Here is a 9,393-nt window from a genome sequence, read left to right on the forward strand (position 1 = left end):
CATCGGCCAGGAAGTCATCGTCGACTTCCTGGAAGGCGACCCCGACCGGCCCATCATCACCGGCGGGGTCTACAACGGCGTTAACATGCCGCCCTACGGGCTGCCGGGTAATGCGACCGTAACGACGCTTAAAAGTAATTCGAGCAAAGGGGGTGGCGGTTTTAATGAGATTCGCCTGGAAGACAAGAAGGGCAGCGAGCAGCTCTTCATGCATGCGGAAAAAGACCAGGATGTGCGGGTTAAGCATGACCTATTCGAATGGATCGGTAACGAACGCCACCTGATTGTCAAGACCGACCAGCTCGAACAGGTCGAGGGGGACCAGCATCTCACCGTCGGAGGCGACCGTAACGAGAAGGTCACAGGTTCGGTCTCCCTGGATACCGGCATGGATCTCCAGCAGAAAGTCGGCATGAAGCATGCCGTCGATGCCGGGATGGAAATCCACCTGAAAGCGGGCATGAACCTGGTCATCGAGGCCGGCATGAGCATTACGCTGAAGGCGGGTAGCGGGTTTGTAGTGGTCGGCCCGACCGGGGTTACCATCTCGGGCACCCCTGTGCTCGTCAACAGCGGCGGCGCGGCGGGGTCCGGCTCGGGTTGTGCGCCGGATGCACCGAAACCACCCAGGGAAGCCGATAAGGCCAAGCCGGGCGGAATAACCGACCTGGAGGTGTCCGGATCCTTTCAGAATCCGCAGGCCCAGACATTGGCAACTGCTGCTAGAGATGGAACCCCGTTTTGCGAGAAATGCGCAGCGACGTAGGACGCACAGGCGGCACACCGCAAAATGGGTCTGGTCACGAGGTACTTTATGATTCGCATTTCGCATGAACAATTACAAGCGTTCATTGCTGCGGGGGACAAGAATCTGACGATTCGCATCCAAGACTATCTGGAGAGTGAGGTTGTAGACTTGGTTGGAGACGTTCCAGCATCGGAGCGACATAGGTTCATTGAATCTGCGATCAAAGCAGGGCGTGAGGCCGGGATAGAAACGGACATTGGTTTGACCTGGTTCACGATGCTCACTTTTTTAATGGGGCCGGGTTTTGATCAAAATCCCGAGATTGCTGCGTACCTCAGTACAGAGGGGGTTGATAAGGACGACCTACTTGATGATCTCTTCAATGCCATTGTGGATGAAGCCGAGAAGGAGACTGAATGATGCCAGCCCCGGTTATTGTGGCTGCCGGTGCCATAGCTGCTCGGGAGATTGCAAAGCGGGCGCTCATTCCTGCTGCGAAAGCGGGACTCAAACTTGCAAAAAAATACGGCCCAAAGGTCTTCCGGGCTGGTAAGAAACAGGCGAAGAAAGCTTGGGAATGGCTTAGGAAAAAGTGGAACGACGCGAAAAAGCGGTTCTCTAAGAAGAAAAAGGCGTGTGAACCCTGTAAACAGCCCTCCGCAGGGAAAACGAAAAACCCCTACAAAAAAAGATCCAGGTCCCAAAACGAGAAAGCCGCGAATCGTGAAAAAGAATTGATTAAGGAGCATGAAAAAAAATTGGATGATTATACTCGGAATCCGGAGAAATATGACAACAAAGGAACATATCGGAACGCACCAAATGAGAAAATAAAGAAAAAGATCTATGAAGGCCGAAAAAAGGCGTTGGAGAAACAGATTGAGAAGCATAAGAAAGAGCTGAAAAAAATCGAGGAGGCTATGAAAGATGACTGACGAAACCAATCAAGATACCAGTGTATCATTGGTATTCTTGCTGGCTATTGCCGATAAAATAGTAACTGAGTATACCCAGCGTGGGCTTGCCACGGTAAACCTGGGCGATCGGCAATACTACCATGCCGTTGCAGCTGACGAAATGTTCGATATGACAGACATACCAAAGGAACTCATCGTGGGAGATTTGTATGATGACATATCAGAATTAAAGCGGTTGAAAAATGACGACATACCTACGGCGGTAGATATCGAGCGTCTCGGTAGAGTACTACTGGCCATATCCGAGAGTGTGTTGGAATAATATGAATAATAAGGACACCCATCTTGTTTTTGGTCTTCACCCCACAGTCAAACAGGGTGCGTGGCTTAGTGAAGACCAGCTCTTCGGCCCATCCGGCCAATCCGCAGTCCGCTACGAGAGCGATTTCGTCTTCTACAAGCCCATACCGATTTAACCAGTAACGGGAAATCCCCCGGCTTTGCCAGGGGATGGTTACTTGTAGCCGGGTTTTGATCGAAATCCCGAAATTGCCGCCTACCTCAGCACAGAGGGGATTGATAAGGATGATCTACTTGATGCTCTTTTCGATGCCATTGTGGATGAAACCCAGAAGGAGACTGAATGATGCCAGCTCCAGCTGTTGTCGTCGCTGGTAGCATAATAGTTGCTCGGGAAATTGCAAAGCGGGCGCTCATTCCTGCTGCGAAGGCAGGACTCAAACTTGCAAAAAAATACGGCCCAAAGGTCTTCCGGGCTGGCAAGAGGCAAGCAAAGAAAGCTTGGGGATGGCTTAGGGATAAGTGAAACGGCGCGAAAAAGCAATTCTCAAAGAAGAAAAAGGCGTGTGAACCCTGCAGACCCACAGGGGAACAAGAAGCTTGATGAGATCCTAAAGGATCCGAAAAAACTTGATGGAAAGACGCCAGACCAGGTTAGGAAAGAGCTTGGGCAAACACCAGGGTGGAAAGAAGAGGGTCTTGGCAAGGGAAGCCATAAGGGCAAAGGTTGGGTTCTGAGAGAGTATTCGCCGCAAGGCAATCCAACCGGCCGAATGGTACGTTGGCATCCTGGTGGTGGCCATCATGGACCAAATCCCTACTGGCGTGTTACAAGCCCAACTGGCGGAAAATCCCCTAATATCCCAGCAGGCAAGCCATGACACAACGAGGTCTCATGTATTCAGCATTGCGGAATCTTGCATCGACTGCGGATGAACAGTTGGAATATTTGGCTGCTTTAGGTCTGCAAGACAACATCGATGAAATTGCTCTGGAATTCGATGACATTTTTGGCGCATTTATGACGGATTCCACGTTATCAGAGGCGGTGCGTAACGACTTGCAGAAAATCAATGAGCGGCTTGACGAAATGAGTGACCGGAAGGATTTGTGGACGCCGGCTGCCTTGAAATCGCGGCAAGAGTGGGCCGAGATAAGATCGATTTCCCGGCGTGTTCTCGATGGTCTTTCCGTGTCGAAGTGAATCGGAACGATCGAGTGAGTCGGCTGTGGAAGACTGTCGTAACGAATAAACAAAATCCATCAGTTTTAAGGTGTGAAACCCAATCTGCAGGGGGAAAACATGAGTACCGAAAAGCGATTAGAGACACCTCCAAAGGAAGCCGCGAAGACCGAGCCGGACGAGACTGTCGATCTGGACGTGGATGTGTCCGGACCCTTTCAGAATCCGCAGGCCCAAACGCTGGCAAATGCTGCCAGAGATGGAATCCCATTTTGCGAGCAATGCGCGGCAGAGCAGCACACCCAGACGGCACCGCAAGACGGCTGAGAGCGGGAAACAGGATTGATAGAGGAGACCCTGAACCATGAGCACCGCGACGCGATTGGATACACTGCACCGGATCTTGTTCGAGAACAGCGACCAACAACTCTATGGGGTACTCGATGGCGCCTCTATCCCCAATCTACGGTCGCTCCTGGCACAACATACGGTGCCCAATGTCTGCCTCCTGCCTGGTGAGCTGGATGCGGAGTTGGCCCAAACCGCACCCTATCTGGTGGCGCTTTCACCCCAGTCACCCTTTACCAAGCTGCTGTTAACGCAAGGCGTGGGGAACCATTGGGGCATTCTGGCCCAGGCCAAGGACGATTTTCGTGCCCTCCGCATGCATTTTCGCAAGCTCCTCACGGTCTGGGATCCGGACGGTGAACCACTCCACTTCCGCTACTATGACCCCCGCGTTCTACGCGATTACCTTCCCACCTGTAACCCCGAGGGACTGCGCGTCTTGTTCGGTCCTGTGACCACCTACTTCGCAGAGGCGGACACGGCCCATGTCCTGTCACGCTTCAGCTTTACCGGCGATAGGCTGGGGCAACAACAGCTGACCCTAGCGTAGAACGAATCCGCGTCTATGGAGGCTTAATATGGCCATGCATGTCTGCTCCGGCGCCACCTTGCAGTGTAGCTTTGGATCGGCGCCCAGTACCCTGACGGTATTACCAATCAATCAGATGATGACCGGCTACATGCCGGCGGCCAATATCATGGACCACAAGCCCATGGTCAACATCCTGCCGTTTGGCATGTGCACCAGCCTTGCCAACCCGACGGTAGCCGCGGCAACCGCGGCCGCAGCCGGCGTCTTGACGCCAATGCCTTGCATACCCGTGACCCCGGCACCCTGGGCTCCGGGCTCACCGACAGTCATATTCGGCAACATGCCGGCGCTGAACAATACCTCCAAGTTGATGTGCACTTGGGGCGGGGTCATATCGGTCATTGCTCCGGGGCAGGTTACGGAGCAGATACCTTGAATCAAAGGGGTCATAGATAGACCCCTTTGATTCATTGATTCCCTCTTATCGCCCAAAAGTGGTTGTCTTTTAGCCCTGGGAATTCGCTTTGAAGAAACGGCACCTTTGATCACTTATTAGCCCATTATAGAAACCCGTGTAGCAGCTAAAGCCTTGCACTAAAGTGCATCGTTTCAGACTAGCGTCCTGCCGGTGACAATGAGCTTGTACTTCTATTGAGGACAAACCATGCTAAAAATTTCAGCTGCTCAGTTCGAGGCGTTGAAAGCCGTTCCGAGACAGGCGTTTATAAAAAGGACGATCGCTCGACTCGAAGAGCGCATTCCGGCTTTCCTGAACGGCCTTTCTCCTGCCCAGGCCAATCATCGGGTCGATACCTGTATCGCACGCGCCGAATCCTACGGACTGACCACGGAACACCAGATCTGGAGCTTCATTGCAATTCAGGCGACGCTGGGTTTGGCCTTCGATAAGGACCCGAAATTCGCTGATGTCGTCGAGGAGCTGCAAGATGACGATCTGATGCCGGATCAACGCATCGACCGTGCTACGGTCATTGTGGACGAAATGCTGGCAGAGGATACGCTGCGATGAGCAGGGTCCCTCGACTCAATGGTTCCAGCACCGCGCCGCTCAATGTCGTCAAGTCTTGCGGATCGGCGCAGGCCGTACCCGGAATAAAACGGGCAGGCGATCCCGTTCTGTATGAGCTTTGCAGCGTGTTTTGTGCCGCTCGGAACAATTGGCACGCATGCAAGGACAAGACGCCACCGGTCAAGTGTACACGCCCGTCGAAACGGGCGGAGCAGATGCTCAAACGCGACAAATGGAAGCGCCGTCTCGGCAAGGCGTTAAAAGACAGTAACCGTTATCCACGGGGGACCAAATATTTCCCCGAGAAAAAGATCCTGGTGCCATACAACAAGAAGATTCCTCGCACCTGGAAGCGCACGCCTCTGAGTCCGGACAAGCTCAAAAAGGCGCTTGAGCCGATCCGCAAGAAGCTGATCGCAACCATCAAGAAGAAGGTGGGTCAGAAGATCGCGCAGAAGGCGGCGACCGCCTGGATGAAATTCGTACCCGTCTTGAATGTTATCTCCACCGCATATGATATTTACGATGTCGCCACCATGGGTTACGATCTCTACAAGATGGTCGATGAGGCCATGGCCAAGTACAAAGGCAAGGTGTTTGAAGTTATACCAGATGTCTTGATCGAAGGGCCGAACGGAGAAATCGAGGATATTTATGACTTCAAGTTCGACGACCCGGAAACGGGCTACCAAGACGACTGGTCAAAGAATCCCGGGCAAAAACCATTGTACGACGAGGCCGTATCCGGTGGTGGAACTCGCAAGCGATTGGCTAAAAAGGTCGATCAGGGAGAGTGCAAGTGTTCCAAATCCAAGCGTGACCTTCGGGGTGTGCGGTGATTTAGCATGACTAAGACAAGCTGGGTCGATGATCTGGATATTCGGGATGACTGGGGACGCTATGCGATGCCGGCGTTTCGGCTGTGTGCTTACTTTCCCTTAACCACCCACCCCTATCATTACACGGTGCAATATGAGCGGTTGTTTGCGCATTACAGGCCGATCCTCGAGGAGAATACGAGGATCATACGGATCTTTGAAACGCCCGGTACCAATGCGCGCCGCAAGATACGAATCCAGCCCGGGGACTGGACCCCGTTTCAGCAAATCTGCAAGGACAAGGAACCGGATATCGAGGCCGCCTATTGGTTCGGGTTCGAGTTCTTCGACCAGGAAGACAAGAGGCGAAAGGGCGTTGGTCCGAACCGGTTCTATTTCTTCGTCTGGCACGATCGCATTGCCCTCGACGCCTGTATCTCGGTGGAGGCGTGGCGCGCCGGGCAGCTCAATATCGACCAACTACTGGGAGCGCTCGCCGATCTGCCGTGCTGGACTGCATTGGGCGGCTATGGTGCGGCGCTGGCCGACTCATGCGATAACGGTGGCTATTCGCCTGTGAAGGAGGACGTAGGCGTGCCGGCCCGGCGCTACGAGGTACTGGACCTGTGTCACGTGGATTTGCGCAAGGGGGTCGTTGTATCGGATGACCCCGGAGATTGCGGTATTGCCGGCATCAATTGGATCACACTAGTCGGCGAGCCCTATTTGAGCCGGGTCGGCGGGTTTTCGGTGCTGAGAAAGGCGCTGCCAGGGGCCGTGGAGATGACCGATCTGGGATGGGGGGCCGTGCTCCGCCTGGGTCCCGAGCCGATTGCCGGCGATAAGGAAACCAACGAGCATACGTTCCTCTATCATGCGGTCGGAAAAGTGCTGCGGCCCGTGGGTTACCCGGTTCCTTGGGCAGAAGGCGAGATGGTGTTCGGCGATGAGCAGACGAGTATCATCTGGCAGCGGCGTTTTTATGACCCCGCCGATGCCCATGTCAAGAAGCGGAGATTGCCATGACCCGTCGCTACGATTACGCGCTTGCCTTTCAGCAAACGTCTCAGGGTGACACATCGATCACCTTGACTGTGGACGGCGCGGATCGGCTCGAGGGCGCAGCGCGCCGCGACTATGTCGTCAGCGTGGCCGATACCGTCGCCCCCTGTGTGGCGTCATTAGGGGTCTTCTTCGCCGGGCTCGATCATCGAGACTATCCACCGCCGACCGTGACCGCCACGGACGACACTATCGAGCTGAGATTCCCGGCGGGGCAAATGGACCAAGGTTGGCGCTTGGCGACCTTGCTGAATATGGTCGACTTCGTCACCGGATCGGACACGGGTGATATGGATGAACGCCTGGTGTCAGCGGTGCTTGTCACCACCGCCGGTTTGGCGTCCGGCACCGGCATCAGTGAACTGTTCAAGGACCTGGAAAACCAATTGCAGGCGGCGGCGCACTGGGATCGCCCAGATCTCACCATCGAAGATGCGCTCGCCATCGAAATCGACGGTGAAGTTATAGCTATCGACGATGAAGAGGGCTGGCCGAGTGATTTCGACCGTCTGATTTTCCGCTCGCAGATCCAACTCCGGCGTCCGCTCGACGCCAAACAGGCAAGGGCGACAGAGGCATTCTTTGACGCCATGTGCGAGATGACGGTGTGGACGGCCTTTACCACGGACATATCGGCACGCGACTGGAAGGAGGCCGGTAATATCCTGTTCCCGAGCGAATTGTCCATCGATGGCGCGACCACCAGTGTGGATGCGGACTATCCACCGGTCGATTTCGCGTTTCTGCTCAAACAGCTGGTTGCCTATGTCGAATCCACGGGAATCGAGGTGCTCCGTATCGACGTTGAATACTTCGAGGATTAAGCAGCCCGCGTAGGGCGGGAAAGCGCAGCGCATCCCGCCTTTAGAATCAACACTCCTTTACAAGAGTAGGGCTCCATATGGCCGAACTCATCCCAAACAAAAACAAAAGAACACCCATTTTGTCTCTCATTTTGTCTGATATCTTTCCCACCGAAACCACAAGGAATCTACGATGCCCGCTCCTTGCTCCGCTTTCGTCTCGCTTGAGGACACCCCTTAAGACCACTGCATAAACCGCTGTACGCGCCACATCTTCTTGTGTAGAGAGAACTATACACAAGGTTTTGATTGCCGCATCATGCAAGGGTATTGATGGGAATACAGGAACCACCTGCGGAAATCTGCATAAGCCGCGGATCAAAGGGGCGACGATAACCTCCTACCCATGACAACCATTACCTTCGATACCCTGAAGTTCGTGCGACGGCTCAAAGCAGCCGGCGTATCCGAAAAGCACGCCGAAGCGGAAGCAGAAGCCTTGGCCGAGGTGTTTTCGGAAACCCTTGATACCCAGCTGGCTACCAAAACGGATATTGCTCGGCTGGAAGGCAAGCTGAAACTGATAAAATGGATGCTGGGTTTAGTCATCGGCGGTATTTCGGCACTGATTCTAAAGACCTTTTTCTGATCTTCAGGGTCCGCTGTGCGGGCCGAACCCGCTCCGCTCTCGTCCCACTCAAGAATCAATCCCCTCGATTCTGAATATTTCCCCAAACCGCCCAAAATCCTTGCTGTTGTGGGTCAGTAGGACCGTAGGGTGAAGGATCGGCGACGGCGGGCGTCGGTAAAGACGATTCCCAAGTCGTCGCTGTCGTCCGTCAACAGACGGCGGCGACGTTCCAATCGGTCAACGGTGAAAAAGAAGTCCTGCCGGGAACGAAGACGCGGACGATAGAGGGGACACCCATTTTGTTCGAGACTCTACCTACCCTGGAAAGGACCACCTTTCGGCATGAATTTCGATCACCGCCGCGGCCAAATCGCTGAACGCATTCAACCGTTTACTGACTGACCTATTCGCCACCGACATGGGCGCTTAGGCGATGACAGCGTTGTACCCGATGCGAATCTTTAAAAATCAATATGAAAGAATCCCGGAAGCCTCATTTCCGATAGAAACGAAGACATGAATATCTGGGAAAGCCACCGTTTCGGGAAACGTATACACCTGACATATCATGCATTACGACGCATGGAGGAAAGACGGATTTCTCTCGATATGGTACAAGACTTGATAGAAAAGGGTACACTGATCCACAAGGATGAAAAGTATTGCTGGATCTTCAAATCCTACTCGCATCGGGATGATAATCTTGTATGTGCCGCAGTGATCAGGGGTTCGGCTGTTGTGATTAAAACCCTCATGACCCATTGGCAGGAGCAACCGGAATGAAAACGACTTACTATCCGGAAGATGACATCCTGGAAATTCATTTGAACAAAAAGCCGGTGGCACGCGAAATCTCCTACGGCTGGAACGTCAACATCAGCTACGCGGTAGACGGCAGCATCTGCGAAATCGTGATCCTGGAAGCGCAGGAAAAAGGGCTCTACCCCTGAGGTATCCCCACATTATTGCAATCTAAAACAACGAGTTATGGAGCGAATGAGCGGCCACGATGCCCTCATGG

At 53.8% G+C, this 9,393-nt stretch carries 16 protein-coding genes; all 16 read left to right on the forward strand.

What is annotated here, in order from left to right:
• Nucleotides 1-766: type VI secretion system Vgr family protein (locus tag BQ17_RS23770; protein WP_369406470.1), on the forward strand; the 766-nt coding region annotated here is incomplete at its 5' end.
• A gap of 48 nt (nucleotides 767-814) precedes the next feature.
• Nucleotides 815-1,168: a hypothetical protein gene (locus tag BQ17_RS12545; protein ID WP_141699256.1), complete on the forward strand. Its 354-nt coding sequence runs from the start codon at nucleotides 815-817 to the stop codon at nucleotides 1,166-1,168.
• Nucleotides 1,165-1,683: a hypothetical protein gene (locus BQ17_RS12550; protein ID WP_089727565.1), complete on the forward strand. Its 519-nt coding sequence runs from the start codon at nucleotides 1,165-1,167 to the stop codon at nucleotides 1,681-1,683. Before BQ17_RS12545 ends, BQ17_RS12550 begins: the two co-directional genes overlap by 4 nt.
• Nucleotides 1,676-1,987, forward strand: coding sequence for a hypothetical protein (locus tag BQ17_RS12555; protein ID WP_089727569.1), 312 nt, complete (start codon nucleotides 1,676-1,678; stop codon nucleotides 1,985-1,987). The genes BQ17_RS12550 and BQ17_RS12555 overlap by 8 nt, the downstream gene beginning before the upstream one ends.
• Nucleotides 1,988-2,408: 421 nt before the next feature.
• Nucleotides 2,409-2,846 carry a hypothetical protein gene (locus tag BQ17_RS12560; RefSeq protein WP_176722410.1) on the forward strand — a complete coding sequence of 146 codons (438 nt, stop codon included), beginning with the start codon at nucleotides 2,409-2,411 and terminating at the stop codon, nucleotides 2,844-2,846.
• A 14-nt stretch (nucleotides 2,847-2,860) separates the two neighbouring features.
• Nucleotides 2,861-3,169 carry a hypothetical protein gene (locus BQ17_RS12565; protein ID WP_141699257.1) on the forward strand — a complete coding sequence of 103 codons (309 nt, stop codon included), beginning with the start codon at nucleotides 2,861-2,863 and terminating at the stop codon, nucleotides 3,167-3,169.
• Nucleotides 3,170-3,268: 99 nt separating this feature from the next.
• The gene (locus BQ17_RS12570) at nucleotides 3,269-3,475 is read left to right on the forward strand and encodes a hypothetical protein (protein ID WP_089727574.1); all 207 of its coding nucleotides are present in this window, start codon (nucleotides 3,269-3,271) and stop codon (nucleotides 3,473-3,475) included.
• 37 nt (nucleotides 3,476-3,512) lie between these two features.
• Nucleotides 3,513-4,046, forward strand: a complete 534-nt coding sequence (locus tag BQ17_RS12575) for a DUF4123 domain-containing protein (RefSeq protein ID WP_089727576.1) — start codon at nucleotides 3,513-3,515, stop codon at nucleotides 4,044-4,046.
• Between the two features lie 34 nt (nucleotides 4,047-4,080).
• The gene (locus tag BQ17_RS12580; protein ID WP_256091585.1) at nucleotides 4,081-4,464 is read left to right on the forward strand and encodes a DUF4280 domain-containing protein; all 384 of its coding nucleotides are present in this window, start codon (nucleotides 4,081-4,083) and stop codon (nucleotides 4,462-4,464) included.
• Between the two features lie 228 nt (nucleotides 4,465-4,692).
• Nucleotides 4,693-5,058, forward strand: a complete 366-nt coding sequence (locus BQ17_RS12585) for a hypothetical protein (protein WP_089727580.1) — start codon at nucleotides 4,693-4,695, stop codon at nucleotides 5,056-5,058.
• On the forward strand, nucleotides 5,055-5,897 hold the full coding sequence (locus tag BQ17_RS12590; RefSeq protein ID WP_141699258.1) for a hypothetical protein: 843 nt from the start codon (nucleotides 5,055-5,057) through the stop codon (nucleotides 5,895-5,897). The genes BQ17_RS12585 and BQ17_RS12590 overlap by 4 nt, the downstream gene beginning before the upstream one ends.
• A gap of 6 nt (nucleotides 5,898-5,903) precedes the next feature.
• Complete coding sequence (locus BQ17_RS12595; protein WP_089727584.1) at nucleotides 5,904-6,902, forward strand: type VI immunity family protein; 999 nt, start codon at nucleotides 5,904-5,906, stop codon at nucleotides 6,900-6,902.
• The gene (locus BQ17_RS12600) at nucleotides 6,899-7,762 is read left to right on the forward strand and encodes a hypothetical protein (protein WP_089727586.1); all 864 of its coding nucleotides are present in this window, start codon (nucleotides 6,899-6,901) and stop codon (nucleotides 7,760-7,762) included. Before BQ17_RS12595 ends, BQ17_RS12600 begins: the two co-directional genes overlap by 4 nt.
• Nucleotides 7,763-8,147: 385 nt before the next feature.
• Nucleotides 8,148-8,390 (forward strand): DUF1640 domain-containing protein, encoded by a 243-nt coding sequence (locus BQ17_RS12605; protein WP_089727588.1) that lies wholly within the window; start codon nucleotides 8,148-8,150, stop codon nucleotides 8,388-8,390.
• A gap of 498 nt (nucleotides 8,391-8,888) precedes the next feature.
• Nucleotides 8,889-9,155 carry a DUF4258 domain-containing protein gene (locus BQ17_RS12610; protein WP_089727590.1) on the forward strand — a complete coding sequence of 89 codons (267 nt, stop codon included), beginning with the start codon at nucleotides 8,889-8,891 and terminating at the stop codon, nucleotides 9,153-9,155.
• The gene (locus tag BQ17_RS12615; RefSeq protein ID WP_089727592.1) at nucleotides 9,152-9,322 is read left to right on the forward strand and encodes a DUF2283 domain-containing protein; all 171 of its coding nucleotides are present in this window, start codon (nucleotides 9,152-9,154) and stop codon (nucleotides 9,320-9,322) included. Before BQ17_RS12610 ends, BQ17_RS12615 begins: the two co-directional genes overlap by 4 nt.
• Nucleotides 9,323-9,393: the final 71 nt, after the last annotated feature.

It is taken from the genome of Candidatus Thiosymbion oneisti (assembly GCF_900092655.1).
GTDB lineage: Bacteria > Pseudomonadota > Gammaproteobacteria > Chromatiales > Chromatiaceae > Thiosymbion > Thiosymbion oneisti.

Bases quoted from the DNA above. Each gene is read 5' to 3' on its own strand.
- BQ17_RS12545 (WP_141699256.1), top strand. From the start codon at position 815: ATGATTCGCATTTCGCATGAACAATTACAAGCGTTCATTGCTGCGGGG.
- BQ17_RS12550 (WP_089727565.1), top strand. From the start codon at position 1,165: ATGATGCCAGCCCCGGTTATTGTGGCTGCCGGTGCCATAGCTGCTCGG.
- BQ17_RS12555 (WP_089727569.1), top strand. From the start codon at position 1,676: ATGACTGACGAAACCAATCAAGATACCAGTGTATCATTGGTATTCTTG.
- BQ17_RS12565 (WP_141699257.1), top strand. From the start codon at position 2,861: ATGTATTCAGCATTGCGGAATCTTGCATCGACTGCGGATGAACAGTTG.
- BQ17_RS12570 (WP_089727574.1), top strand. From the start codon at position 3,269: ATGAGTACCGAAAAGCGATTAGAGACACCTCCAAAGGAAGCCGCGAAG.
- BQ17_RS12575 (WP_089727576.1), top strand. From the start codon at position 3,513: ATGAGCACCGCGACGCGATTGGATACACTGCACCGGATCTTGTTCGAG.
- BQ17_RS12580 (WP_256091585.1), top strand. From the start codon at position 4,081: ATGCATGTCTGCTCCGGCGCCACCTTGCAGTGTAGCTTTGGATCGGCG.
- BQ17_RS12585 (WP_089727580.1), top strand. From the start codon at position 4,693: ATGCTAAAAATTTCAGCTGCTCAGTTCGAGGCGTTGAAAGCCGTTCCG.
- BQ17_RS12590 (WP_141699258.1), top strand. From the start codon at position 5,055: ATGAGCAGGGTCCCTCGACTCAATGGTTCCAGCACCGCGCCGCTCAAT.
- BQ17_RS12595 (WP_089727584.1), top strand. From the start codon at position 5,904: ATGACTAAGACAAGCTGGGTCGATGATCTGGATATTCGGGATGACTGG.
- BQ17_RS12600 (WP_089727586.1), top strand. From the start codon at position 6,899: ATGACCCGTCGCTACGATTACGCGCTTGCCTTTCAGCAAACGTCTCAG.
- BQ17_RS12605 (WP_089727588.1), top strand. From the start codon at position 8,148: ATGACAACCATTACCTTCGATACCCTGAAGTTCGTGCGACGGCTCAAA.
- BQ17_RS12610 (WP_089727590.1), top strand. From the start codon at position 8,889: ATGAATATCTGGGAAAGCCACCGTTTCGGGAAACGTATACACCTGACA.
- BQ17_RS12615 (WP_089727592.1), top strand. From the start codon at position 9,152: ATGAAAACGACTTACTATCCGGAAGATGACATCCTGGAAATTCATTTG.